Origin of the sequence: Nocardioides candidus, from assembly GCF_041321175.1 — a bacterium.
Classification (GTDB): Bacteria; Actinomycetota; Actinomycetes; order Propionibacteriales; family Nocardioidaceae; genus Nocardioides.
The window spans coordinates 228,116-252,173 of record NZ_JBGGWC010000002.1; the positions used below are offsets into that span (position 1 = coordinate 228,116).

The window sequence follows — 24,058 nt, forward strand, 5'->3', positions numbered from 1 at the left end:
CCTCATCCCGCCGGTCGCGCGCCCCGCTGGTCGAGGAGGTCGCGCTAGCGACCGTCACGAGACCCGGTGACGTACCCCCGGCCTCACCCCCGCCGGTCGCGCGCCCCGCTGGTCGAGGAGGTCGCGCTAGCGACCGTCACGAGACCCCGCGACATACCCGCAGCCTCACCCCGCCGGTCGCGCGTCCCCGTTGGTCGAGGAGGTCGCGCCCTCCGTTGGTCGAGGAGGTCGCGCTAGCGACCGTCACGAGACCCCGCGACATACCCGCAACCTCACCCCGCCGGTCGCGCGCCCCGCTGGTCGAGGAGGTCGCGCCTCCGCTGGTCGAGGAGGTCGCGCTAGCGACCGTCACGAGACCCCGCGACATACCCCCGGCCTCACCCCCGCCGGTCGCGCGCCCCGCTGGTCGAGGAGGTCGCGCTAGCGACCGTCACGAGACCCCGCGACATACCCGCAGCCTCACCCCGCCGGTCGCGCGCCCCGCTGGTCGAGGAGGTCGCGCCCTCCGTTGGTCGAGGAGGTCGCGCTAGCGACCGTCACGAGACCCCGCGACATACCCGCAACCTCACCCCCGCCAGGCTGTCCACAGGTCCGAAATCCCTCCTGTCGTCCATGCGCCCGGCAACCGATCCTGGCTCGCATGCCCTTCACCTACATCCTCGAGTGCGCCGACGGCTCGTTCTACGTCGGCAGCACATGGGACCTCAACCGACGAGTGTGGCTGCACAACGAGGGGCTCGGTGCTGCCTATACGCGGCGCCGCCGTCCGGTCAGGCTCGTCTGGTCGGCCGAGCTCGCACGCATCGATGATGCGTACGCCCTCGAGAAGCGGCTCCAGAACTGGAGCCGCGCGAAGAGGATCGCTCTGATCGAGGGCAGGCTCGACGACCTGCCAGATCTCTCGAGCCGCAGTTGGAGCGCGCGCCGGGATCGCGGCGCTCTCCGACCGGGCGAGGTGGGGTACGACGCCCAGGAGGCGACGACCGGCGGGGCGCAGGATGAGGAGAAGGAGAACGGGGTCTCGTGACGGTCGCTAGCGCGACCTCCTCGACCAGCGAGGGCTCGCGACCTCCTCGACCAGCGAGGGGCTCGCGACCTCCTCGACCAGCGGGGTCAGGGCGGCGGGTACGTCACCGGGTCTCGTGACGGTCGCTAGCGCGACCTCCTCGACCAACGAGGGGCTCGCGAGCTCCTCGACCAACGGACGCCTCGCGAGCTCCTCGACCTACGGACGCCTCGCGACCTGCTCGACCAGCGAGGGGCTCGCGACCTGCTCGACCGACGGACGTCTCGCGACGTCCTTGGCCAACGAAGGGGGCTGGCTCAGGTCTCGTCGACACCGCCGCTGGCGAACGGGGCGCCCTCGGCGAAGTGCGGCTTGATCTTGTTGTCGTACATCGACAGCGCGGAGCCGATGGCCATGTGCATGTCGAGGTACTTGTAGGTGCCGAGGCGGCCGCCGAAGAGGACCATGGGCTCCTTCTTCGCGAGGTCGCGGTACTTGAGGAGCTTCTCGCGGTCCTCGGCGGTGTTGATCGGGTAGTAGGGCTCGTCGCCCTCCTCGGCGAAGCGGCTGAACTCCCGTACGACGACCGTGCGGCCCGGCTTGTAGGACGCCGCCCGCTCGGGGTGGAGGTGCTTGAACTCCAGCTCGCGGGTGAAGGGGACGTCGGGGTCGTTGGCGTTGACCACACCGGTGCCCTGGTAGTCGTCGACGTCGAGGACCTCGGTCTTCAGGTCGACGGTGCGCCAGGACAGGCGGCCCTCGGAGTTGTGGAAGTACTCGTCGACGGGGCCGGTGTAGACGATCGGCACCTTGCCCTTGTACTCGTCGGCCACGTCGAAGAAGTCCGTGTCGACCCGGACCTCGATGTTGGGGTGGTCGGCCATCCGGGTCAGCCACGCGGTGTAGCCGTCCTTGGGGAGGCCTTCGTACTTGTCGTTGAAGTAGCGGTTGTCGAAGTTGTAGCGGACCGGGAGGCGCGTGATGATGTCCGCGCTCAGCTCCTTTGGGTCGGTCTGCCACTGCTTGGCGGTGTAGCCCTTGATGAACGCCTCGTAGAGCGGACGCCCGATGAGGCTGATCGCCTTCTCCTCGAGGTTCCTGGCGTCGGCGGTGTCGATCTCGCTCGACTGCTCCGCGATCAGCGCGCGGGCCTCGTCGGGGGTGTGGGCCTTGCCGAAGAAGCTGTTGATGAGCGCCAGGTTCATCGGCAGCGAGTAGACCTGGCCCTGGTACTTGCCGAAGACCCGGTGCTGGTAGTTCGTGAACTCGGTGAACCGGTTGACGTACTCCCAGACCCGCTCGTTGGAGGTGTGGAAGAGGTGCGTGCCGTACTTGTGCACCTCGATCCCCGTCTCGGGCTCGAACTCGCTGTAGGCGTTGCCACCGAGGTGGTAGCGCCGCTCCAGGACGAGCACCTTCAGGTCGAGCTCCGCGGCACACCGCTCGGCGATGGTGAGGCCGAAGAAACCGGAGCCGACGACCACGAGGTCAGGGACGAGATCAGGGGTGGACACGGGGCCGGATATTACCGTGCGGTCACCCGGTGCCGAATTCTCTGGCGTTGTCGAATTATCCTGTCTGGGTGGAGAACACGTACGGCGCGCGGCGGGCGGCCCAGCACTTCGGCCTCGCGTGGCTCGCGGGCATCGCGCTGGCGGTCGCCGCTGTCGTCATGTCGGTGACCCAGGACCTTCCCATCCGGGAGCCCGACGGCGTGCTGCCCAGCTACGTCACCTTCCCCGGCGTGCTGCTGCTGACGATCCTCATCGACGTGGTGCCACGAGTGGTCCACCGGGCGAGCCGGAGCCGGGCCTGGTCGCGACCGGGACTGCGCGGCGTGTTCCGCGAGGTGATGGCCGAACGGTGGCCGGCCTCGCACTGGTGGTTCGCGCTGACCGGCCTGGCCGCGTGGTACCTCAGCTATGCCGCGTTCCGCAACGTCAAGAGCATGGCGCCGTTCGTCAACGAGCACCTCTTCGACGACGACCTGGAGAGCTTCGACAAGTTCCTCTTCGCCGGCCACGAGCCCGCGGCCGTGCTGCACGCCTGGCTCGGCGAGGGCGTCGCCGCCCACCTGCTGTCGGGCGTCTACATCCTCTGGATCGGGCTGGTCCCGGTCTCGATCGCGATCGCACTGGTCTGGACCCGGCACACCAACGCGGGCGCCTGGTACGTCACGGCCGTCGCGCTGGACTGGTGCTTCGGCGCGGCCATCTACGTGATGGTGCCGACGCTGGGCCCGATCTACTCCGACCCGGGCACCTTCGCGGGCCTTCCTCACACCTACGTCAGCGACCTGCAGGAGACGCTCTGGACGGATCGGGTGGCGGTGATGGCCGACCCGCGCGGCGCCGACACCCTGCAGACGATCGCGGCGTTCGCGTCGCTGCACGTCGGCATCATGATCACGATCTGCCTGATCGCCCAGCTGATCGGTCTCCCCCGCTGGATCCGGACGTGCAGCTGGGTCTTCCTCGTGCTCACCATCCTGTCCACGGTCTACCTCGGCTGGCACTTCGCTGCCGACGTGCTGGGCGGCCTGGCGATGGGCAGCTTCTCGGTGTGGGTCGCGGGCCTCGCGACCGGCAACCGGTCCGGCTGGCGGGTGCGCCTCAGGTCGCTGACGGAGGAGGAAGCGCTCGCATCCGGCGGGCATCCCGGAGCGCTCGTGTCGCGTTCCGCGCCTCTGCCCGACCACCCCGCAGCGGACTGAGCAGCACCACACCCAGCACGATCAGCCAGGGCTTGAGACGGACCGGCAGGTTGGCGCCGTAGCGGAAGTGCACCGCGAACAGGTTGCGGTACATGTAGTAGCCCTTCCAGCCCGCCAGGTCGTGCTGCTGGTCGAAGTCCAGCTGCCGCACGAGCACGGCGTCGCGCACCGCGAGGATGCGGAAGCCCGCGCGGCGGGCCCGGATGGCGTAGTCGCAGTCGTCGTAGAAGATGAAGAACGACTCGTCGGGCAGCCCGATCGCGGCCACGACGGTGCGGCGGACCAGGAAGCCCTCGAACGCGACGTTCTCGAGCTCGACCGTCGGCGGCATGTCGGCCCGCGTCGGGTAGCTGCTCACGATGCTGGCGGTCTTGGGCTTGACGACCCAGGCGTGGTCGAGGTCGAACCGGGTGGCGGCGTACTCCGCCAGGTTGCCGCGGGTGTCCTCGCGCACCGCCATCAGGCAGTCCTCGTCGTAGGACAGCAGCACGCCGAGACAGTCGGGTGCGGGCACGACGTCGTCGTCCATCAGCCAGATCCGGTCGAAGCCCTCGTCGTACGCCGCCTCGACGCCCATCCGGAAGCCGCCGGCGCCGCCGAGGTTGACGTTCGACACGATCGGAACGAGGCGTGGCAAGGTCGCCGCCGCGATGACCGCGGGCGTGCGGTCCGTGCTGGCGTTGTCGACCACGAAGACCGCGTCGGGGGCCGGGTCGAGGCGACCCAGTCCGGCGAGCATCCCTTCGAGGAGGTCCGCCCGGTTGTAGGTGACGACGACGACCGCCACGCGTTCGGTGGTCACTCCAGGTACCTCTCGTGGCCGGTGAAGTCGCCGCGCAGGCCGGATGCGGCGGCCCGTGCGCTCATCACGATGCGACGCGGTCGCGGCTTGGTCAGCAGGTAGAACCACACGGTCTTGAGCCAGAAGAGCAGCACGTGCGGCCACCCGCGGTAGGCGCGGAGGTTGAGCGTGTTGTTGCGCGCCATGCAGTAGTGCTTGAGGTCGCTGGGCGTGTGGTTGTACGTCGTGCGCCCGAACATCATCGGCGTGCCGAGGTCGCCGACCGACGGGTGGTGGACCACCGCGTCCACCACGGTCGCGATGCGCGCGCCCGCCGCCTCGGCGCGCAGTCGGTACTCGTGGTCGTCGCCCCAGATGAAGAACTCAGCGCGGGGACAGCCGATCTCCTCGACCAGCGCGCGCGTCACCAGCACACCGTTGAACGGGATCACGATCCCCTCCAGCCGCCCGTGGACGGCCGCCGCACGCGCCGTGGCGAGGTCGTGCACCACCCGGGTGCCTCCGGGGAGCCGGATCGGGAAGACCAGCCGCTCCGGGTCGCCCTCGTCGACGACGAGCGGTCCCCAGAAGTCCAGGTCGGTCTCCTCCAGCAGCCGGCCGAGGCACTCGGGGTCCGGCAGGCCGTCGTCGTCCATCAGCCAGACGAGGTCGGCGTCGAGCTCCTCGACGGCCGCGCGGAGGCCGGCGTGGAAACCACCCGCACCGCCGCGGTTGCGGTCGAGGGTGCGGTGGTCGACGCCCGCGGCGGCGAGCCACTCCCCCGTGCCGTCGGTGGAGGCGTTGTCGACGACGTGGATCAGTGCGACCTCCGACACCTCCCGGAGCCGCGCGACGAGGCGCTTCAGCAGGGTCAGGCGGTTGTACGTCACCACCACCGCCACGATCCGCACGGCGGCAACCCTACGGGTTGCGCGGGTCCGACCCGCACACCGATAGCGTGGGCGCGTGGACACCGACGCCGTGCTCGAGCTGATGCAGGACGTCGCGGAGCAGGTGATCAATCCCCGTTTCCGGTCGCTGACCGAGAGTCAGATCTCCGAGAAGAACCCGGGCGACCTCGTCACCGTCGCCGACCACGAGTCCGAAGTGCTGCTCACCGCCGCCCTCCGCGAGGCCTATCCCGACGCCGTCATCCTCGGTGAGGAGGCCCACGCCCAGGACCCGGCCCTCCTCCACCGGTTCGAGGCCGCGGAGCACGGCTTCACCGTCGATCCCGTCGACGGCACGAAGAACTTCGTCCACGGCTCCCCCGACCACGCGGTGATGATCGGCGAGGTGCGCTCCGGCGAGGTCGTGCGCGGCTGGATCTGGCAGCCGCAGCACCACGCCGCCTACGTCGCCGAGCGCGGCGCCGGCGCGTTCCTCAACGGCCGGCGCCTGGACTGGTCGCCGCTCGCGGAGCCGCCGCCGCCGTACCGCACGGCCCGCAGGGCGTGGGTCGGCCGGGAGCTGCCCGGCCTCGGGGTCCTCGAGCTGACCTGGGCCTGCTGCGGCGTCGACTACCCGCGGCTGATCGAGGGGCACGCCCGGGCCATCGTCTACAACCACAGCAAGCCGTGGGACCACCTCGCCGGCTCGCTGCTGGTGCAGGAGTCCGGCGGTTGGATCGGCGCGAGCGACGGCGGCCCGTTCCGGCCGCAGGACCTCGGCGGTGGCCTGGTGAGCGCGCCCGAGAAGGCGACGTACGACGCCGTGGTGGCCGCGCTCGCCGCTGGGTGAGGCCGGAGCGGACCGATCAGCAGGAAGCGCTGAGGTCGTCGGACTCGTTGGCGGCGTAGCCGTCGCTGAGCGAGCCGACCGAGCCGCCGGTCACGACGCCCTTCTTCTTGTGCTTCTTCGCCGGCGGCGCGTCCCCCTCGGAGCGGTCGATGGCGAGCTGGATGTTACGCTGGACCAGGTCGATGTCGGGGTCGGCGGTGTTGATCATCGGAGGCACGAGCGAGAGCGTCGAGACCTTCTGGCTGCGCGCCTTGAGGGCGAGGTCGATGAAGCGGCTCGCCTCGGACGCCGGCATGCTCGTCGAGAACATGTCGCTCGAGGCCTTCGCCAGGTCGGAGAAGTGCGTCAGCACGGTCTCCGGACTCAGCTGGTGGAGCATCGCGTTGAGCACGCACTTCTGGCGCGCCATCCGCGAGTAGTCGTCGGAGCCGTCGCGGGCGCGGGCGAACCAGAGCGCCTCGAAGCCGTTGAGCTTCTTCTTGCCGGGCTGGACGTAGCCGGTCACGTCGTCGCCGAGACCGCCGATCGGGATCGGCTGGCGCACGTTGAGGGTCACGCCGCCGACCGCGTCCACGAGCTGCTTGAAGCCGGCCAGGTTCACCATCGCCCAGTAGTTGATCTTGAGGTCGGTGATGCCCTGGATGGCCGAGATCGTGGCGTCGATGCCGGGGTTGTCGGAGTCGGGGAACAGGTCGGTGTGGTCGCCGGCCCAGGTGCTCACGCCGTTGAGGTAGCAGCCGTCGCAGTCGAAGCCGTGCGGGAACTGCTTGGCCATGACGCTCCCCTTCTCGAAGGGGAAGTTCGCCATGTTGCGCGGCAGCCCGATCAGGACGGTGCGGCCGGTCTTGGCGTCGATCGATGCGATCGTCATGGAGTCGGGGCGCAGGCCCCACCGGCCCGCACCGGAGTCACCGCCGAGGAGGAGCACGTTGTAGCGGCCGTCGTGGGCACCGGTCACCTTGCCGTCGCCGAAGACGGCGATGACCCAGTCGCGGTGGATGTCGACCAGGTGCGCACCGAAGAGGAGGGTGCCGGCGACCCCGAAGCAAAGCACGCCGTTGAGGCCGATCATCGCGCGCCGGTGCTGGATGCGCAGGCTGAGCGGGTTGCCGATCCGCCAGGCGTCGACGAAGAGGGCGGCCCATCCGATCGCACCGCCGATCATGGCCAGCCAGAGCACCAGGAGCAGGTTGGTGTCGGTCGCCATCCGGAACGCGATCCGCCGGTCGAGCACGACAGCGACGAGGACGACCGCGCCCACCAGGAGCGAGCCCAGCCAGATGCGCAGCGCGATCCGGCCGACCTTGCGGTTGCCGGCGACCAGCTGGGCGGAGCCCGGCGCGACCAACGTCATCGCCATCAGCGCGAGCGCCCGCCGGAACCGCACGCGGGCAGCCCGCTCGGCCACGCTCGCCTGGGGCGGCGCCATGAGATCGACCATGCGGGTGTCTCTCCTGCTGGGGGAAGTCGGCAGACGGACTCGCCCAGTATCACCAGTCACACGGGTCACACCCGTCGCGCCACGCCGACGCTTTCGCGACGGTCAGGCGGCGAGGCGCGCGATCTCGTCGGCCGAGGCGTTGCCGCCGGTGCACATCACGGCGACCCGTCGGGGCCGATCGTCGGCGGCGATGGCGAGCAGGCCGGCCAGCGCTGCGGCACCGGCGCCCTCGGCAAGGGTGTGGGCGTGCGTGGCGAGCAGCCGAGCGGCCACGTCGATGTCGTCGTCCTCGACCAGCACGAAGTCCTGGAGACCCGCCCGGAGCAGGTCGTGCGTCGCCGGGTAGCCGTTCGACGTGGCCAGGCCGGAGGCGCGGGTCGCGGCTGCCGCCTGCTGGATCGTGCCCGAGCGCCAGGAGCGCCAGACCGCGGGCGCCGCCGCCGACTGGACCCCCACGACCCGGCAGGTCGGCGCGAGCGCGTCGCGCACGAGGCAGGCCCCGACCGCGCCCGTACCACTGCCGATCGGCACGAAGACCGCGTCGAGCCCCTGGCTCTGGCCGAACAGCTCGAGGTAGGCCGTCGCGTGGCCGAGGATGATCCGCTCGTCCGTCGTGTCGACGTACGCCGGCGTGCCCGGTCCGTCCGCGATCGCGCGCGCCCGCGCCGCCGCCTCCCCCAGGCTGTCGCCGTGGATGATGACCTCCGCGCCGAGGGCGGCAACGGCGTCACGCTTGCCCTGGGGCGCGCAGCGGGGCATCACGACGGTCGCTGAGGTGCCGGCGAGCCGGGCGCCGTACGCCACCGACTGGGCGTGGTTGCCGGTCGAGCAGGTGACCAGTCCGCGGTCCCGCTCGGCGTCGCTGAGGCGCGCCGCCAGGTGCACCCCGCCGCGCACCTTGAACGAACCGGTCGGCAGCACGTGCTCGTGCTTGACGAGCACCTCCGCGCCCACGGCCCGGTCGAGCAACGGGTGGGCGACCACCGGCGTCTCGGGCAGCTCGCGCGCGACGATCGCACCCGCGGCACGGACCGCGTCGAAGGTGAGCGAACGGGGGGCGTCGAGGGTCATCGTCAGCACCCCACCAGGGTCGCCCGCGCACCACCCATCGGTCCAATAGATGTTTTTGGGCATAATCATCGACATGATCGATGTACGACGCCTGGAGGCCCTGGTCGCGCTCCACCGGACCGGCACGGTCTCCGCCGCCGCGGCCGAGCTGCACTACGGGCAGCCGACGATCTCCCACCACCTTCGTCGCCTGGAGGCCGAGACCGGCAGCGTGCTGCTCCAGCGGGTGGGTCGCGGGCTCCGCCTGACCCCCGACGGAGAGCGTCTCGCGATCCGCGGCGCGGAGGTCCTCGCCCTGCTCGCCCGCGCCGAGGCGGAGCTCACCGCGTCCACCAGCCTCCAGGCGGGCCAGGTCCGGCTCGCGGCGTTCCCGTCGGCGGCAGCCACCCTGGTGCCGGCGGCCGTCGCGCTGCTCGCCGAGCGCCACCCCGGCCTGGGCCTCGACCTCGTCGAGGCGGAACCGCCGGAGGCGGCCGCCCTGCTCCGCGCCGGCACCGTCGACCTGGCGCTCACGTTCGCCTACCCCGGCCAGACCGACACCGAGGGCGTGACGTCGGTCGCGGTCCACGACGACCGGCTCTCCCTCGTCGTCCCCCACGAGCTGGATCCCGGTGGGCCGGTGGACGCCCCGGTCGACCTCGCCCGGTTCGCCGGGACCCGCTGGGTGACCGGGTGCGAGCGCTGCCGTGGCGAGCTGATGGCCCTGTGTGCCGAGGCCGGCTTCGAGCCGCGCATCGCCTTCGCCAGCGACGACTACGTGGCCGTGCAGTCGCTGGTCGCGAGCGGCCTCGGCGTGACGGTGCTGCCGGGCCTCGCCCTCCGGGCCCACCTCAATCCCGATGTGGTGTGCCGGCCGATCCCGGGCGCGGCCCGCACGATCCAGGTGACGACCTACGGGGCGCCGCCCCACCCCGCGGCCGTCGACGCGGTCGCTGCCGTGCTCGCCGAGGTCTCAGGCTGAGCGCCCGGCCTCGATCTCGGCGCGCTTCGCCAGCCGGTGGGCGCGCCTGATCTCCGCCTCGCGCAGTCGCCGCTCATCCTCGGCCGTCTCGGGCCGGACCGACGGCACCCTGCGCGCCTGGCCGGCACCGTCGATGGCGACGAAGACGAAGTACGCCGAGCCGACGTGCAGGCTGGCGCTCGTCGCGTCGTCCCACGGCTGGGTCTCCACCCGCACGCCGATCTCCATCGACGAACGACCCGCCCAGTTGATCTGCGCGAAGGTGCGCACGATGTCACCGACCCGGACCGGTTCGAGGAAGGCCATCTCGTCGAGCGCCGCGGTGACGGCGGGCCCGCCGCTGTGCCGCTGCGCCACGACCCCGGCCGCGGAGTCGGCCAGCTTCACGATCTCCCCGCCGTGGATGTTGCCCAGCAGATTGGCCTGCGCCCGGGACGTCACGGTGGCCAGCTCGATCCGCGAGTATCCAGGAGTACGAGCCTCAGACGTTGTGCTCACCCCCAGACGGTAGCGTCGGGCACCATGGCAGAGGGTCCCAGAAACACCGGGGGAAGTTCCGGGGGTCGCGGCGACGACTTCGACTGGATGTACGGCGACAAGTCGGGACCGCGGCAACCGGGCGGCTCCAACGAGCCCGAGCCCACCCGGAGGCTGCCCGTGCAGCCGCCTCCCAGCACCCGGCCGAGCGGGCAGCAGCCGCCCGGCACGCAGCCCCGCACGCAGCCCAGCGCGCCGGCGCCGTACTCCCCACCGCCGCCGCGACCGCCGGCCGGCGGATCCGGTGGCGGCGCCGGCCGCACCGGCGGCCGGAGTGTCTGGTCGCGGCCCAGGACCTGGGTCCGGATCGTGCTCGCGCTCGTGCTGCTCTGGGTGGTCTACCTCGTGGCCGTGCCCGCCATCACGTGGTCGAAGGTCGACAAGATCGCGTTCGAGCCGGACGGCAAGCGTCCTGACGACCAGCCCGGCACGACGTACCTGATGGTCGGCAACGACTCCCGGTCCAACCTGACCGAGGAGCAGCGCAAGGAGTACCACACCGGCAACCCGTCGAGCAGCCTCGCAGACACGATCCTGATGCTCCACACCGGCGACGGTCCCGACGTGCTGTTGTCCTTCCCCCGCGACCTGATGATCGACGGGCACAAGATCAACGGCCTGTGGGACCCCGACGACCCGACGGGACTGGTCAAGGCGCTGGAGGACCTCACCGGGATCCGGATCGACGAGTACGTCGAGATCGGGCTCGGCGGCGTCGCCGGGGTGGTCGACGCCGTCGGTGGCATCCAGATCTGTCCGAAGGAGGACCTCAAGGACAAGCTGGCCGGACTGGACGTCAAGAAGGGCTGCCAGGAGGCCGACGGACAGGTCGCGCTCGCCTACGCGCGGTCGCGCCACTCCTCCGCGCTCAGCGACCTCGACCGCGTCCAGCGGCAGCGCGAGGTCGTCGCCGCGATCGGCAAGAAGGTGCTCTCGCCGTGGTCGGTCGTCAACCCGATCCGCTACTGGCGTCTCAACCAGGCGGTCCCGGACTTCTTCGCCTTCGGCGAGGGCACCGGGCCGGTGGCCATCGCCAAGTGGGCGCTGGCGATGAGCAAGGTCGGCAAGGACGGGAAGTCCTGCACGCTGCCCGTGACCGACGCCAGTGCCGGCAGCGTCGACCACGATCGCGCCGACCCGCTCTTCAAGTCGATCATCGACGACCACACCGACGACATCACCAAGAAGCAGTGCTCGAAGGCAGGAGTACCCGGGACGTGAGCACCTACCAGACCCTCGACTGGACCGTCGGCGAGGATGGCGTCGCCGTGCTCACCCTGAGCCGGCCGGACGCCCTCAACGCCTTCGACCTGACGATGGCCCGCGAGCTCGAGCAGGTCTTCTCGACCGACGCCCGCGACGACGCGGTCCGCGCGGTCGTGGTGACCGGCGCAGGACGCGCCTTCTGCGCGGGCATGGACCTCTCGGCGGAGGGCAACGTCTTCGGCCTCGACGAGTCCCTGACGCCCACCCCCGAGGAGTTCCGGGCGTCCTACGACCAGGAGCCCTTCGACACCGGAGTCCGCGACACCGGCGGCAAGGTCAGCCTCGCGATCCACGCCCTCCCGAAGCCTGTGATCGCCGCCATCAACGGCCCCGCCGTCGGCATCGGCGCGACGATGACGCTCGCCATGGACATCCGGATGGCGTCGACCAGGGCGCGCATCGGCTTCGTCTTCGGCCGGCTGGGCATCGTGCCCGAGGCGTGCTCGACCTGGTTCCTGCCGCGCATCGTCGGCATCCAGCAGGCGCTGGAGTGGGTCTACTCCGCCGACATCCTCACCGCCCAGCAGGCGTACGACGGCCGGCTGGTCCGCAGCCTGCACGAACCCGACGACCTGCTGCCCGCGGCCCTGGAGCTCGCGCGCTCGTTCGTGACCGACCGGTCGCCGGTCGCGCTCGGGCTCGCCAAGCAGATGCTCTACCGCAACGGCGCGGCCGACCATCCGCTCGAGGCGCACCTGTCCGACTCGCTGGCGATGTACGCCACCTCGATCGCCGACGGCAAGGAGGGCGTGTCCGCCTTCCTCGAGAAGCGCTCGCCCGAGTTCACCGGCCGCGCGAGCGAGCTCCCGCGGATCTACCCCGCGTGATGCGGGACGGGCTCACATCGCCATGAAGAGGATCTCGTCGCGGGAGTACTCGCGACCGGGGTGCTCCGCGGCGAGGTGAGCCTGGACCTTCTCGACCAGCTCGTCGTCGTCCTCGCCACGGATCGTGACGTCGCAGGGGCAGCGCAGGGAGGGCATCCTCACACGGTAGCGGGCACGGTGCGGCGACGGCGGGCGTAGACCACCGAGCCGGTGCCGCCACCGACGAGACCCACCCCGAGCAGCAGCCACAGCAGGGCCGGACCACCGGTGTCGGGCAGCAGCCCGCCGGGACCGCCGCCACCGTTGTGCTGGTGGTCGTTGACCGCCTCGACGGCGAAGAGCGCAGCGGCGCTGCACTTGCGGAACGTGTCGTCGCTCGGGTGGAACTTCATGGCCACCTTGTAGTGCTGCGCCGCCTGGAGGGCCGGACCAATCACGGTCTTGGTGCCTCCGCTGTAGTGCACCGTCCTCGACCAGATCTCGGAGAGGTCGACCCGCGCCACGCCGCCGGCGGGGCCGGCGAGGAGCACGAGCGTCACCGAGCCGGTCGGCGGGGTCGGGCTGTTGGCGTCGACCGAGAGCTTGATGTGGACCTTCTGGCCCGCCTCCAGGCTCGTGGACACGGAGATGCTGCAGTCGGTCGTGATCCCCCCGGAGTAGGGGTCCGGCGCTGCTGCCACCGCGGTGGCAGGCGCGCCGAGGAGTGTCGTGGCCCCGAGAATGGCACCGACGAGTAGGGCGGTTCCGCGCATTGGCATCCCTTTCGCTCACTCGGACAACGCCGCCGGGTGAGTCAGGTCACGTGAATTGCGAGAAATGATAATTCACGGGACGCAGGTGATGGTGCCCCCTGACGCAGAAGTCGCCGACCGTCTCACGAGACGGTCGGCGACTTCGTTGCTTCGAGTCCCCCGCAGGGGGTCGTGGCGTCAGGCCGAGGCGGGCTCCGAGGCGCGACGCCGGGCCACCACGACAGCGCCCGCGCCGCCGCCGACCAGGCACACGCCGAGCAGCAGCCACATCAGGGCAGGACCACCAGTGTCGGGCAGGAGGCCGTTGTGGTCGTCGTCGCCGTTGTGGTCGTTGCCGCCGTCGTCGCCGGCGATGACGTCGAACACCCAGCCGTCGCGCGAGCCGCGGAAGTGGTGGTCGTCCGGGGTGAACCGGGCGGAGATCAGCCAGGTGCCGACCTTCGGGAAGGCCGGACCCTTGAGGTGCGTGGTGCCGCCGTCGTAGTTGATCGTCCTGGTCCACCCGGCGGGGCCGGCCGCGGCGACGCGCGCCTGGCCCGCCTTGCCCGTGGCGGTCGTCAGGGTCAGGGTCACCGTGCCGGTCGGCTGGGTCGGGCTGTTGGCCGTGACCTTCACCGAGATGTCGACGCGGGTGTGGGTCTTGATGGGGTCGGGGGTGCGGACCGTCGTGTGGGTCGTCACCCTCCCCGAGTAGGGGTCGGGGGCCGAGGCCGCCGACGCGGCACCGACGGACACGGTCGCCATCGCGACCGAGGCCACCATGGCAGCAGAGAGCCGGCTGAAGAAGCTCATGTCAAAGGTCCCCTTTGGGAGATAAGGAAAGCGACGTCCAGCGTAGCGAAACAGCCGCTCCGGCGCGCGTCCGGGTCGGGAAAGCGATCTCACATGCGATATCAACGCTGGATCGGCTCGGTCGCCACCAGGTGACCGAACACCACCGAGCGCTGCTCGGTGTGGAAGATCTCGGCGCACGTCAGCAGCGTGATCAGGTGCTTGCCCACGTCGGCCGGCGGCTGCACGCCACCGTCCGGGTTCTGCGGGAAGGGCTGGACGACCCACTCGTCGGTGAACGGCACCTCGAGGTCGGTGCCGCCGAAGTCGAGCTGGTAGACGTAGGTCGCCGTGCGGGTCTCGACGAAGACCTTGTCGCCGGAGCGCAGCTCGGGGAAGTCGGCGAACGGCTCGCCGTGCGTCACCCGGTGCGCGGCGAGGACGTAGTTGCCCTTCTCGCCGGCGTCGGCCGTGTCGAGCATGTGCCCGATGCCGGCGGCCAGGACGTCGTCGTCGGTGCCCTCCAGCACCGGCACGGCGTAGTCCTTCCCGAACCGGGGGACGTGGAGGATGGCGGTCGCCTTGCCGAACTTGGTCTGCACGCTGTCGCTGCCGTCGGCCCATCCGTCCTGGAGCTGGCTCGCGACCTCCTCCTGGCGGTGGTGGGAGACCCAGTTGGTGCCCCAGAACTCCCAGGCGACCCAGGCGAGGACCGCGACACCGGCCGCGATCATCACGTAGCCCGCGATCTTCAGGCGCCGGCGGGCCGGCTCCTTGGTCTGGGGACGACTGCGCCGCACCCGCTCCCGGGTGTCGGTCGACGACACGGCGTCGTCATCGGTCTGCGTGATGGTGCTGCCCTCCTGGGTGGTTCTCCTCCGGACCAACGCCGCAGGACGCGACCGGGTCACGGCCGGGCCGCGGTCACCAGCCTCTCGGCGAGACGAGGCGAGACGAGCCCGATCGCGTCCAACAGGGTGGCATAGGCAGGCGTCATCTCGCTGGGGCGGTGCCGCACCGCGTGCACGACCCAGCGTGCGGCGTCGTCGGGGTCGAGCGCGGCTCGGGCGGCGTACGCCCCCGTCGGGGCGATCATCGGCGTGCGCATCAGCGGGAAGTGCAGCGAGGTCAGCACGATGCCGTGGTCGCGCTCCTCCGCCTGCAGGCTGCGGGAGAACGCCGCGAGCGCGGCCTTCGAGGCGTGGTAGGCGGTGAACATCGGCATCAGTCCGCCGGGGACGCCCCAGGTCGAGGAGTTGATGACGTGTCCGTCGCCCTGCTCCCGCATGGCGCCGAGCAGGTTGAGGGTGAGCCGTACCGGCGCGTGGTAGTTCAGCCGCATCAGCCGGTCGTGGTCGTACTGCCGCTCGACGGTGTCCACCCCCGAGCGCCGGATGGAGTGTCCGGCGTTGTTGACCAGCACGTCCACTCCCCCGAACCGGGCGAGCACCTCGTCGGTCAGCGCGTCGATCGCGTCGGGATCCGCGAGGTCGCACGGCAGGGCGTGGGCGGTGCCGCCCCTGCCCCCGACCTCCGTCTCCAGCGCGTCGAGCTCGTCCTCCCGACGCGCGACGGCGAGCACCGTCGCTCCCTCCACGGCCAGGCGTACGGCGGCCGCGCGCCCGACCCCCGACGACGCTCCCGTGACGAGGACCCGCTTGCCGGCGACCGGCACTCCATGGCCGGGCAGCAGCGCGGACGGGGCGGGCAGAGGGTCGAGGGAGAGCCGCGCCAGGCGGCGCTGGAGACCATCGAACGGCATCTCGGCACTATCCCATCGACACGCCCGGCGCGAGCACCGGGCCTCGGCGCGGACCGGGCCGGCATCGTCCCGGCGTCGGTCTGCACCTCCGTCGAGCCGCGCGGCGCAGCGGAGGACCAAGGTCCCCCCGGGTCAGGACGTTCGCGTGCTGCACGGCGGTCGTCCCTCACCGAGGGTGGAGCCATGTCGCTCCTTCCTGCCGCCGTCCCGGTCATCACGCAGCACGAACGGTGGTTCGTCGAGTCCCACGACGCGGGGGACTGGTCCTTCTTCCTCTCACCGCTCCCCCTCGTGCTGACCGCGGCGGTCGTCGTGGTGGCCGTCGCGTGGCGGTTGGTCTCGCTGCGCGTGGACCGTCCCGAGCTGGGCGTCCTGCACCCACTCGGCCGACTCGGCCCCTGGGTGCCCCGGCTCCTCGGGATCCACCTGGGCGTCGCGTTGTTGGCCCTCGCCGCCACCGGAGCGTTCGTCACGCCGTCCAACGACCACCTGCACGGCGCCGCCGGCGGCTCCCTCCTGCTCGTCGAGGCGGCCCTCGGCATCTGGCTGATCTCCGGCTACCAGGTGCGCCACGCGGCGCTCGTCGTCCTGGGTCTGGGCCCGGCGCTCGGGTTCGTCGCCGGGTTCACCGCTCTCGGCGAGTGCGCCAACCTCGCCGCCGTCGCGGCCTTCCTCGTGGTGGTCCCTCCGGGCAGGGACGAGTACGGCGCCGCCCGACCGAGCGCGGCGCGGCTGCGACTCGGTCTGCTCCTCCTGCGCGTCGGCGTCGGCACGGCGCTGATCGTCCTCGCGTTCACCGAGAAGCTGACCAATCCCGCGATGGCGCTCGACACCTTGGACCACTACCCGTCCCTCGACGTGTTCGGGCTCGTCGGCATCCACCTCGCACCCGAGACCTTCATCGTGATCGCCGGGGCGACGGAGCTCCTGTTCGGGCTGCTGATCATCTCGGGCGCCCTGCCCCAGGTCGCCGTGCTGGTCGCGATGGTGCCGTTCAACGCCACCCTCCTGCTCTTCGGGCAGCCCGAGCTGGTGGGCCACCTGCCCGTCTACGGCGTCTTCCTCGCGCTGTTGGTCTACGGCTCGGACGTCTCGACGGCTCCCAGCGTCCGCTGGCTGCCGAGCTTGCGGAGGTCGCACACCGTGCACGCACAGCAGGCGGCGGGCAACCTGGCGTAGCGGCACCGGACCGAGGACGCCCGCGGCTCAGAACCTGGCGATCAGCCGGGCGATCTCGCGCCGGAGACTGCGCTGCGAGCGGCGACGCGCTCGGGACCCCGCGACCACCTCGCGGTAGATCGCGAGCTCTCGGGGCGAGGGCTCTCGCCCAATGAGCCGGACGAACTCGCGCACGTCTTCGTCGTCCGAAGCGCGCCGCGCCTCTGCTGCGGCCAAGAGAGGCTCCCTGAGATCCACGAGGACGGCGCGCCGCTACCTCGACGCACGAGCAGCCTAGGTCCAACGATGATCGCGCGCGGGTGAAATGAGTCTTTCCCTGCCCGGCCGCGCGGCCGGCTCGCCCCGCACCACGCCTGCAGGCTCGCGATCCTCAGAGCTGCGACTGGATGCCGGAGAGGAGCTGGCGGGCCATGACGATGCGCTGGACCTGGTTGGTGCCCTCGTAGATCTGGGTGATCTGTGTATCCATACCCGAATTGTGCTCCTGACCTGCAGCGATGCGATCCGGGTGGCACACAGGCGGCACACCCGAGGTGATTCTGAGCGGCTCGGCATGGGGTTGGCCAGGGCCAGCGCTCGCACGCCGAAGGCGCAACGACGACGTCGCCGACGGCTGTTCGCGCAGAAGCCGAGTGCGACGACCCGCGGCGCAAGCACCCGCCGGTCGCATCATAGGCACGATCCGAGTCGGCATCGTGGGCATCAGTGCACCGGCCCGCCGCCTGCCGGGGCGGCAGACGGGTCGGCAGTTAGCGCCTCGCGCCGACGCAACTTCGCGCCCGGCAACTTCACTGCCGTTGGTCGAGCGACGCGGAGTTCTGAGCGTTGTGCGTCGACAGGGCGACAGCCGTGCCGGCCGCCGCATCCTCGGCGACGTCAGGGCAGATCGCGGCGCTGGCTTCCACGGCGCCTAGGTCGGCTCTGGGAGCGTCCGGTGAACCAGCGCGGACCTTCGGCGGACCTACCCTGCCGACCGACCCAGCCCACAGAGCCAAACTCATTCTTCTTCGGCGACAGGTCCGGCGCCCCACTATCCTCCGACTTCACGCCGAATTTCAGAATCCGGCGTGTCCAGCTCGGCACACCACCAAGTCAGAGTTGCGACGCGAACGACCCTCGTCAGGGAAGTTTTGACGTTGCGGCGCATTCGTCCACTACAGTGAAGTTGCTAGCGCCACGACGACTGATGGCGACGAAACCGCCGGGCGGCACCTGTCGCCGCACCCATCGAACGGCCTGCGGTCGAGTCCTTCCTGACGCCGACGCCGCACGCAATGCCCTGACCACGCCAGGCGCTGAGGACACCGCCCGGCAACGACAGAGTGAGACCACGTTGGACGTTTCCGAGATCCGGCAGCGCCTCAACATCGCACCCCAAGCCGGCATCGCCTGGTTCTGCGTGGACGAGAGCGACGTGGCCTTCGCCCCCCAGAAGGCACCAGGCCCCCGTCGTGTCATCTTGAGGTCCTGGCCCGACGGCACCCCAGTCGCCTGCGTGTTCGCCCGAACCACTACCGGCACCAGCGGGATCCCACACGACGCCCACGACCACCTCGCCGAGTACGACCGGTGCAACATCGACAAGGAAGGCCGCATCGTCCTCGGCGTCCCCCTCACCGCCAAGAAGAGCGTCCTGGACCACAACACCTCCATCTGCGACGAACCCGACGCCGACATCACCCGCCGCGTCCTCACCGCCCCGGGCTGCTCATGAGCACCCCGCCCACCTGGGCCGACCTCAGACTCGAGTACGACAGCGACGTCATCGGCCCCTTGTGGCTCGCCGAAGTCACCGGTGCCGTGCATCGCGTCGCGGAGCGATACCCGCCTGCGGTCTACAGCGAGACCGGCCACTGGAACACAGAAGCTCTGGAGAACCTCGTCCAAGACGTGGTCGTGAGCCAACTGTTGGACGAAGGGCAAATCGACTACATCGCCGCCGTAGCCACCAGCGTCGACAGTGCACGTGGCCTTCTGACTCGCACCGTCAAGCGCACCCTAGCCCGCGGACGCCGTCGTACCGTCATCGACAACCTCTTGGACCGGGCCCACGACATCACAGCATTCGTCCCCCCCGACCATCCCGGACCTCAGGCAACAAACGAAGCGATCCTCGCCTGCGCCAACCAGATTGCCAAGCTTCCCCGAGTCCGGATCATCAACAGCGACCGCGCGCCGATCGTCTACACCACCGAGCACCTCACGCAGGCACTCGCCATCGCAGCGAATACCGCAGGCCCTGCTCTGCGACGACGCGAGATGGAAAAAATTCTCCAGCTGGTGTTGTCAGATTACGTCCCAAGCGCCCTCATCCAATTCGAGGGAGGCTCGGACGAGCCCGACCGGTCGTTCACACCCGACGACGAACTCATCATCCGCGAGACCATGAACCTCTTGACCGACCAGCCAGCCGAAACCTTGACCATCCTCGCACTCAAGATCGCCAACCGATCCGACACCGATGTCGCTCACCGTCTCGGCATCTCTCGCCCGACCGCAGCCAAGAAGTTCAAACAAGCATCTGCCGACGTCGGATCCACGATCCGGGAACTGGCCCCCCACGTGCAAGATGAGGTCCTGGCGCGATTCGCAGACCGCCTCCTCGCAGACCACCTTCCCCACACCGAACCCCTGGAGAAACCCGATGACAGGTGAGCGGGCCCATTGGCTCACTGCCGCCCTCGACCGTCACAAGTCCCCCCAGGCCCCCACGGGCCCGAGCAGCAGCATCCAGCCCGGCGACATCCGGCGCCTGGACCCGATGGACTTCGAGGCCGCACCCTCTCGCCTTGCTCTCATCACCGACGTCGACGCTGTGACGGGCTGTGCCAGCGTCACGCTACTTTCCCCAGAGACCGAGAACGGCTCCAACCTGGACCGTTTCGTGGGCACGGACCTCACCGGACTTCCCTACGACCTCATCGCCCTCAGCGACGTTTCCGGGCCAGCGTGGTTCGTCCAGCTCCACCACCGCGTCGCGTCACTCGATGTCACGCTCGACGAACTACCCGCGGCCGGCGTGGCCCTCAGGGACGACAAGGACGCGCGTTGGACGTGGAAAGAAGACGAACTCGACCAGCTCATCCAACTGACTTCTGAATGTCGACTGCAGCTCATCGACGGCGAAGCGATCACCATCGCAGATCCCGCCGCGCTTGACCTGGACGTCGTCGACGTCATCGACCACTTGAGGGCCTCACAAGCCTTCACCCGGCTGCTGGAGCAGGAGAAGGTGTTGCTGCCGGCCGAAGGACTCCAACAGCTCGACGTCCCGACGGTGCATCCAGCCCACGATTCGATTCAAGCGCTCCGTTTCACCGCCTATCGCCACAAAGAACAACTGCTTCCGGCCAGTCACCCCAGCGACACCGGAAGTCCTTTGAGAACTTTCGACGACGACCCCCTCCAACGGGCCCTCGCATCGCTAACAGGTCGCCTGGCCGACTCCACGCGATGCATCCGCGTCGCCTCTCTCGCCTTTTTGTGGAGTCCGGTCCAAGACGACGATCCACATGTCCGCGAACTACTCATTAGCGGGCGACGTCACCAAATCCTTATTGCACCGCTAGACGCGCCGGAGGACATCTGTGCCTGAGTTCACCTGGTACGACGGACTGACCCTTCGCCGCTGGCGGTTGAAGAACTTCAAGTCGGTGCAGGAAGCCGACGTCGAGCTGGCCCCACTCACGGTCGTTGTCGGAGCGAACTCCGCTGGCAAGAGCACACTCCTGCAATCCATCCGAGTAGCGGCCCAAGCCGCGAACTCCAACAGTGACTCCTTCCCCCTCAATGCCGAACAAATCCGGTTGGGAACGTTCGAGGAGACCCGCTTCGGCGGCACCAAGAGCGACGAACCGATCATGATCGGCGGTTCTTTCCACATGGGCACCGCCGACTTCTACTCCTCACCCGCCACCTACGCACCGCCGATGGCAACAGTTCGACGGCGCTATCGTCGACCAAGAGAGGTCGAAGACAACACCAATCTGGAATGGGACCTCACCCTCCATGGCACGCCGCAGGCTCAAACCGCAGCGACCCGGATCGTGGCGGCGCGGGTGCGGGCCCTGATCGAGAACGAAGAGAAGGCAAGCTTTGCCGCCGCCGAAGCCGCTCATCCATCCCCGGTTTCAAGCTTCGGCCACGAAATCCAGTACGACGGCTACGTGCGGGAGGAGGACGCGCGCCCGACAGGCATCATCGACGCCAGCATCATGGGCGGATTCCCACGCAGCTACCTCCATACCGAACGCGTGGCCGAGATGCTCTTTTGGACGTGGTATGAGTTCCGCGCGGAGGAGGTCCGCGCGAACGTCCGCCCTGGGCGGAACCGCCTAACCTCCACCGGTGAGCCGGTCACACACGAGAAAGCAAAAACGGTCTCAACTGATCGCCTGGCCGGGATAGTTACCGAGGACCTCACGTTCATCTACAACGAGATACCTGAGGAGACCTGGCACGCCCCCAACGTCAGAAGAGCCATCTACCAGGCTCTGCGCGACTACTACACCGCTAACCCCGAGCGTCTCGAAAACGATATCCAGCGGAGTCAAGTTCTCGACGTCTTCGAACGCTTCGTTTCCTCAAGGCCTTTCGGAAACAAGCTGGCGGCTCAGGTCGCTGGCCTACCTGAGCTCTTGAACGATGCCGTGAACGAAGCCCAAGACTTCCTCGCCACCCGAGTCCAACACCTCGGGCCGCTTCGAATGGACCCGAAAGTCGTCTACACCTCCTCCCCTACGGGCAACCTCGGCTTCATCGGGATGAAAGGCGAATACACCGCCTCGGTGCTCCACAACAATGAGTTGTCATACGTCCGAAACCCGCCGCGGCTCCCCAACGGCTCCAGCGGTCAACCGACCCTGCTTCAGGTAGTCAACCGTTGGGCGAAGTACCTCGGTGTCGCCGATGACTTCAGCACCAAGGACCGGGGCCGCTTGGGGCTGCAATTGTCGGTCAAGCAGCCCGATCTCAACCTCGAGCTAGACCTGACCAGCGTCGGCACCGGCGTTAGCCAGATCCTCCCGGTCCTGGTCATGTGCCTCCAAGCTCCGCCAGGCTCCCTGCTGTTGATCGAACAGCCCGAACTGCACCTGAACCCGGGCGTGCAGCAGCGACTCGCGGACTTCTTGCTGGCTGTGGCCGCCAGCGGTCGGCAGCTCATCGTCGAGACCCACAGCGACTACCTGGTCACCCGTCTACGCCGACGCACCGCCGAAGATGAGACCGGCGCTACACAGGACCGCATCGCTTTGGTCTTCGCCGAACGCCAAGGCGCTGCCACCACCTACGTCACCGTGAAGCCAGAACGCGACGGCGCCATGACGAACTGGCCGCGCGGGTTCTTCGACGATGCCGCCGACGACTCCAAGGCGCTCGTTCAGGCGCTTCTGGGCAGCTTGACCAAGCCCGACTCCTAACGACCGCTGCAACTCGAGTTGCAGCACTGTAGTTCTAGGAAGCCGAGAGGTTTACATCCTCCCGCCCAACCGCCCTCCAACGTGATGAGGGCAGGAACCCGCCGCGCGCGGTCCATGCCCGGACAGTCACGACAACCAAGGAGGACGACATGGCCAAGCCTGTCAACTTCGTCGACCTGGTGATCGTCGTCTCGGGCACCCCCGAGCACGTGCGCATCAACATCCACGAGACGCTTGAGCACGCAGCCCGTGAAGCGTTGCGCCAGTCCAACAACACCGGCCAGGCGCCCGACGACTGGGAGCTGCGCACGGAAGGTGGGCAGCTTCTCGCACTCGAACAGACCCCCCAGGCGGCGGGCGTCGGCGAAGGGCAGACGCTCTTCCTCAGCCCGAAGGCCGGAGCCGGCGGATGAGACGATGACCGCCGCGGGCGACGGTCGTGCCCGAGGACCCCTGCTGGTTCCCCCGGAAGTCACGCGCGCCAAGTTCGACCAGCAGATCACCCAGTGGCACGAGCACGCTGAGACCTACGCCCAGCGGGGGTGGCAGCTGCTGTCAGTGGACGACCTTTCCGTCGACGTTGGCATGGTCCGTCACATCCAGATGGGCGGCCGAGCCCTACCGGTGATCACGGTCTGTGTGCGGATCGACTACTGGAACTTCGACCTGTGGCCGCCGTCGGTCACGTTCATCGACCCGATCTCCCGGCAGCCGAGTCCGCCGTTGGTGCGCGCCGTGAGCTTCGACCACACCAGCACCGAGCCACGCGACGCGCTCATCGACGCTCACCCAGACACCATGCAACCCTTTCTCTGCTTGCCCGGCATCCGCGAGTACCACAACCATCCCCAGCACACCGGCGACGACTGGCTCCTGCACCGCCACCGCCACGAGGGCGACCTAGCGACGGTGTGCGAGCGCCTCTGGCTGCGCATGGCTCGCAACGTCGTGGGATCTGCATTCGCAGCGGAGGTGCGCCAGGTTTCCAGCGGCGACGTCGTCTCTATGCCTTTCCAGTTTCAGGTCCAACTGCTCCAGGACGACCCCGACGCGATCGAGCGAAACTTCAGGCAGCAGAAGAGCCACCAAGAAGCGTTCGACAGGCTCGTGGCGGAGCAAGCCGCAGGTCACGGGGCCGACTCGACAGGGACAGGCGGAACAGCGGATCAGGTGCCGCCTGCAGAGACCGACCCAGCCCCCTCACGGAGGGAACGCTATGAGTCGGCCCCGGACGTCGGCGTTTTCCCGACCTCGCAGGACTCAGCGCTACAGCCATCTGCACCTGCTCAGGATGCGGCGGAGCCGGCCGGGCAAAGGTGAGAGTGAGACGAGCGTGAACCTGAACCGGGTGTGCGACCTGAGGATCCCCAACACGGTCCTCGATCCGACCCTTGACTTCCTCCGCGCGGCCGGACAGGGCGGTTACGAAGGCTTCGTCGTTTGGGGCGGTCGACTACTCGACGACACGACGCTGGCCTTCACTAGCTGCTACGTGCCCAAGCAGACGGCACACAAGACAGCCAGCGGGTTGCTGGTGACCGTGGACGGCGAGGCACTGTTCAACATGAACCGCGCCTTCTACAACCAGGGAGAGGTGGCGGCCGGACAGGTCCACAGCCACCCGACCGACGCATACCACTCCGAAACCGACGACCATTTTCCCCTCGTCACCCTGGCTGGAGCGCTGAGCCTCGTCATCCCCGACTTCGCCACCCACGGCCGAGAAGCCATCGACCGGTGGGCGTGGTACCGGCTCGTCGGTGAGGGTGTGTGGGCGCCGGCGGCCGTTACCGGGACACGGATCCATCTCGAATCGCAAGGAGGGTGAGCA

Annotated in this window: 25 protein-coding genes; 14 read left to right on the forward strand and 11 right to left on the reverse strand. The window is 69.2% G+C overall.

Going from position 1 to position 24,058, the window contains the following annotated elements; genetic code table 11:
* Nucleotides 1-640: 640 nt before the first annotated feature.
* Entirely contained in the window at nucleotides 641-1,027 is a 387-nt protein-coding gene (locus ACAX67_RS10880) for a GIY-YIG nuclease family protein (protein ID WP_370703867.1), read from the forward strand.
* 296 nt (nucleotides 1,028-1,323) lie between these two features.
* Here ACAX67_RS10880 and glf read toward each other — a convergent pair whose 3' ends face one another.
* A complete protein-coding gene (glf, locus tag ACAX67_RS10885) occupies nucleotides 1,324-2,520 on the reverse strand; it encodes a UDP-galactopyranose mutase (protein WP_370703868.1) in 1,197 nt (398 codons plus the stop codon).
* A 68-nt stretch (nucleotides 2,521-2,588) separates the two neighbouring features.
* Here glf and ACAX67_RS10890 point away from each other — a divergent pair, with 68 nt between their 5' ends.
* Nucleotides 2,589-3,719 carry a phosphatase PAP2 family protein gene (locus tag ACAX67_RS10890; RefSeq protein ID WP_370703869.1) on the forward strand — a complete coding sequence of 377 codons (1,131 nt, stop codon included), beginning with the start codon at nucleotides 2,589-2,591 and terminating at the stop codon, nucleotides 3,717-3,719.
* Here the strand turns inward: ACAX67_RS10890 and ACAX67_RS10895 are convergent.
* The gene (locus ACAX67_RS10895) at nucleotides 3,619-4,521 is read right to left on the reverse strand and encodes a glycosyltransferase family 2 protein (RefSeq protein ID WP_370703870.1); all 903 of its coding nucleotides are present in this window, start codon (nucleotides 4,519-4,521) and stop codon (nucleotides 3,619-3,621) included. The two genes, ACAX67_RS10890 and ACAX67_RS10895, sit on opposite strands and share 101 nt — an antisense overlap.
* Nucleotides 4,518-5,411 carry a glycosyltransferase family 2 protein gene (locus ACAX67_RS10900; protein ID WP_370703871.1) on the reverse strand — a complete coding sequence of 298 codons (894 nt, stop codon included), beginning with the start codon at nucleotides 5,409-5,411 and terminating at the stop codon, nucleotides 4,518-4,520. The genes ACAX67_RS10895 and ACAX67_RS10900 overlap by 4 nt, the downstream gene beginning before the upstream one ends.
* 55 nt (nucleotides 5,412-5,466) lie before the next feature.
* Between ACAX67_RS10900 and ACAX67_RS10905 the strand changes: the two genes are divergently transcribed.
* Complete coding sequence (locus ACAX67_RS10905) at nucleotides 5,467-6,240, forward strand: inositol monophosphatase family protein (RefSeq protein WP_370703872.1); 774 nt, start codon at nucleotides 5,467-5,469, stop codon at nucleotides 6,238-6,240.
* A 16-nt stretch (nucleotides 6,241-6,256) separates the two neighbouring features.
* Here the strand turns inward: ACAX67_RS10905 and ACAX67_RS10910 are convergent, their stop codons facing one another.
* Together ACAX67_RS10910 and ACAX67_RS10915 are read right to left on the reverse strand one after the other, a co-directional pair.
* Entirely contained in the window at nucleotides 6,257-7,681 is a 1,425-nt protein-coding gene (locus ACAX67_RS10910; protein ID WP_370703873.1) for an LCP family protein, read from the reverse strand.
* A 102-nt stretch (nucleotides 7,682-7,783) separates the two neighbouring features.
* Nucleotides 7,784-8,752, reverse strand: a complete 969-nt coding sequence (locus ACAX67_RS10915; protein ID WP_370704530.1) for a threonine ammonia-lyase — start codon at nucleotides 8,750-8,752, stop codon at nucleotides 7,784-7,786.
* A gap of 73 nt (nucleotides 8,753-8,825) precedes the next feature.
* Here ACAX67_RS10915 and ACAX67_RS10920 point away from each other — a divergent pair, with 73 nt between their 5' ends.
* Nucleotides 8,826-9,713 carry a LysR family transcriptional regulator gene (locus ACAX67_RS10920; RefSeq protein WP_370703874.1) on the forward strand — a complete coding sequence of 296 codons (888 nt, stop codon included), beginning with the start codon at nucleotides 8,826-8,828 and terminating at the stop codon, nucleotides 9,711-9,713.
* Here ACAX67_RS10920 and ACAX67_RS10925 read toward each other — a convergent pair.
* Entirely contained in the window at nucleotides 9,705-10,211 is a 507-nt protein-coding gene (locus ACAX67_RS10925) for an acyl-CoA thioesterase (protein ID WP_370703875.1), read from the reverse strand. The two genes, ACAX67_RS10920 and ACAX67_RS10925, sit on opposite strands and share 9 nt — an antisense overlap.
* Nucleotides 10,212-10,235: 24 nt before the next feature.
* Here ACAX67_RS10925 and ACAX67_RS10930 point away from each other — a divergent pair, with 24 nt between their 5' ends.
* Nucleotides 10,236-11,471 carry an LCP family protein gene (locus ACAX67_RS10930; RefSeq protein WP_370703876.1) on the forward strand — a complete coding sequence of 412 codons (1,236 nt, stop codon included), beginning with the start codon at nucleotides 10,236-10,238 and terminating at the stop codon, nucleotides 11,469-11,471.
* On the forward strand, nucleotides 11,468-12,343 hold the full coding sequence (locus ACAX67_RS10935; RefSeq protein ID WP_370703877.1) for a crotonase/enoyl-CoA hydratase family protein: 876 nt from the start codon (nucleotides 11,468-11,470) through the stop codon (nucleotides 12,341-12,343). Before ACAX67_RS10930 ends, ACAX67_RS10935 begins: the two co-directional genes overlap by 4 nt.
* 12 nt (nucleotides 12,344-12,355) lie before the next feature.
* Here ACAX67_RS10935 and ACAX67_RS10940 read toward each other — a convergent pair whose 3' ends face one another.
* The 5 genes from ACAX67_RS10940 to ACAX67_RS10960 form a co-directional block, all read right to left on the reverse strand.
* On the reverse strand, nucleotides 12,356-12,499 hold the full coding sequence (locus ACAX67_RS10940) for a DUF1059 domain-containing protein (protein ID WP_370703878.1): 144 nt from the start codon (nucleotides 12,497-12,499) through the stop codon (nucleotides 12,356-12,358).
* A gap of 2 nt (nucleotides 12,500-12,501) precedes the next feature.
* Nucleotides 12,502-12,966: a hypothetical protein gene (locus ACAX67_RS10945; protein WP_370703879.1), complete on the reverse strand. Its 465-nt coding sequence runs from the start codon at nucleotides 12,964-12,966 to the stop codon at nucleotides 12,502-12,504.
* A 306-nt stretch (nucleotides 12,967-13,272) separates the two neighbouring features.
* Nucleotides 13,273-13,887: a hypothetical protein gene (locus tag ACAX67_RS10950; RefSeq protein WP_370703880.1), complete on the reverse strand. Its 615-nt coding sequence runs from the start codon at nucleotides 13,885-13,887 to the stop codon at nucleotides 13,273-13,275.
* Nucleotides 13,888-13,988: 101 nt separating this feature from the next.
* Nucleotides 13,989-14,753 (reverse strand): class E sortase, encoded by a 765-nt coding sequence (locus tag ACAX67_RS10955; RefSeq protein WP_370703881.1) that lies wholly within the window; start codon nucleotides 14,751-14,753, stop codon nucleotides 13,989-13,991.
* A gap of 20 nt (nucleotides 14,754-14,773) precedes the next feature.
* Nucleotides 14,774-15,628: an SDR family NAD(P)-dependent oxidoreductase gene (locus tag ACAX67_RS10960; protein ID WP_370703882.1), complete on the reverse strand. Its 855-nt coding sequence runs from the start codon at nucleotides 15,626-15,628 to the stop codon at nucleotides 14,774-14,776.
* Between the two features lie 183 nt (nucleotides 15,629-15,811).
* Between ACAX67_RS10960 and ACAX67_RS10965 the strand changes: the two genes are divergently transcribed.
* From ACAX67_RS10965 to ACAX67_RS11000, 8 genes are all read left to right on the forward strand, one after another.
* Nucleotides 15,812-16,807: a hypothetical protein gene (locus ACAX67_RS10965; RefSeq protein WP_370703883.1), complete on the forward strand. Its 996-nt coding sequence runs from the start codon at nucleotides 15,812-15,814 to the stop codon at nucleotides 16,805-16,807.
* A gap of 1,333 nt (nucleotides 16,808-18,140) precedes the next feature.
* Nucleotides 18,141-18,521, forward strand: a complete 381-nt coding sequence (locus ACAX67_RS10970) for a hypothetical protein (RefSeq protein ID WP_370703884.1) — start codon at nucleotides 18,141-18,143, stop codon at nucleotides 18,519-18,521.
* Nucleotides 18,518-19,462, forward strand: coding sequence for a hypothetical protein (locus ACAX67_RS10975; protein WP_370703885.1), 945 nt, complete (start codon nucleotides 18,518-18,520; stop codon nucleotides 19,460-19,462). The genes ACAX67_RS10970 and ACAX67_RS10975 overlap by 4 nt, the downstream gene beginning before the upstream one ends.
* Nucleotides 19,452-20,402 (forward strand): hypothetical protein, encoded by a 951-nt coding sequence (locus tag ACAX67_RS10980; protein WP_370703886.1) that lies wholly within the window; start codon nucleotides 19,452-19,454, stop codon nucleotides 20,400-20,402. Before ACAX67_RS10975 ends, ACAX67_RS10980 begins: the two co-directional genes overlap by 11 nt.
* Entirely contained in the window at nucleotides 20,395-22,227 is a 1,833-nt protein-coding gene (locus ACAX67_RS10985) for an AAA family ATPase (RefSeq protein WP_370703887.1), read from the forward strand. Before ACAX67_RS10980 ends, ACAX67_RS10985 begins: the two co-directional genes overlap by 8 nt.
* Before the next feature lie 149 nt (nucleotides 22,228-22,376).
* Nucleotides 22,377-22,640: a DUF2604 domain-containing protein gene (locus ACAX67_RS10990; protein WP_370703888.1), complete on the forward strand. Its 264-nt coding sequence runs from the start codon at nucleotides 22,377-22,379 to the stop codon at nucleotides 22,638-22,640.
* A gap of 4 nt (nucleotides 22,641-22,644) precedes the next feature.
* Nucleotides 22,645-23,547 carry a putative metal-binding protein gene (locus ACAX67_RS10995; RefSeq protein ID WP_370703889.1) on the forward strand — a complete coding sequence of 301 codons (903 nt, stop codon included), beginning with the start codon at nucleotides 22,645-22,647 and terminating at the stop codon, nucleotides 23,545-23,547.
* Between the two features lie 13 nt (nucleotides 23,548-23,560).
* On the forward strand, nucleotides 23,561-24,055 hold the full coding sequence (locus tag ACAX67_RS11000; RefSeq protein WP_370703890.1) for a hypothetical protein: 495 nt from the start codon (nucleotides 23,561-23,563) through the stop codon (nucleotides 24,053-24,055).
* Nucleotides 24,056-24,058 lie beyond the last annotated feature (3 nt).

Bases quoted from the DNA above. Each gene is read 5' to 3' on its own strand.
- ACAX67_RS10880 (WP_370703867.1), top strand. From the start codon at position 641: ATGCCCTTCACCTACATCCTCGAGTGCGCCGACGGCTCGTTCTACGTC.
- ACAX67_RS10910 (WP_370703873.1), bottom strand. From the start codon at position 7,681: ATGGTCGATCTCATGGCGCCGCCCCAGGCGAGCGTGGCCGAGCGGGCT.
- ACAX67_RS10915 (WP_370704530.1), bottom strand. From the start codon at position 8,752: ATGACCCTCGACGCCCCCCGTTCGCTCACCTTCGACGCGGTCCGTGCC.
- ACAX67_RS10920 (WP_370703874.1), top strand. From the start codon at position 8,826: ATGATCGATGTACGACGCCTGGAGGCCCTGGTCGCGCTCCACCGGACC.
- ACAX67_RS10930 (WP_370703876.1), top strand. From the start codon at position 10,236: ATGGCAGAGGGTCCCAGAAACACCGGGGGAAGTTCCGGGGGTCGCGGC.
- ACAX67_RS10940 (WP_370703878.1), bottom strand. From the start codon at position 12,499: ATGCCCTCCCTGCGCTGCCCCTGCGACGTCACGATCCGTGGCGAGGAC.
- ACAX67_RS10950 (WP_370703880.1), bottom strand. From the start codon at position 13,887: ATGAGCTTCTTCAGCCGGCTCTCTGCTGCCATGGTGGCCTCGGTCGCG.
- ACAX67_RS10960 (WP_370703882.1), bottom strand. From the start codon at position 15,628: ATGCCGTTCGATGGTCTCCAGCGCCGCCTGGCGCGGCTCTCCCTCGAC.
- ACAX67_RS10965 (WP_370703883.1), top strand. From the start codon at position 15,812: ATGTCGCTCCTTCCTGCCGCCGTCCCGGTCATCACGCAGCACGAACGG.
- ACAX67_RS10975 (WP_370703885.1), top strand. From the start codon at position 18,518: ATGAGCACCCCGCCCACCTGGGCCGACCTCAGACTCGAGTACGACAGC.
- ACAX67_RS10980 (WP_370703886.1), top strand. From the start codon at position 19,452: ATGACAGGTGAGCGGGCCCATTGGCTCACTGCCGCCCTCGACCGTCAC.
- ACAX67_RS10990 (WP_370703888.1), top strand. From the start codon at position 22,377: ATGGCCAAGCCTGTCAACTTCGTCGACCTGGTGATCGTCGTCTCGGGC.
- ACAX67_RS10995 (WP_370703889.1), top strand. From the start codon at position 22,645: ATGACCGCCGCGGGCGACGGTCGTGCCCGAGGACCCCTGCTGGTTCCC.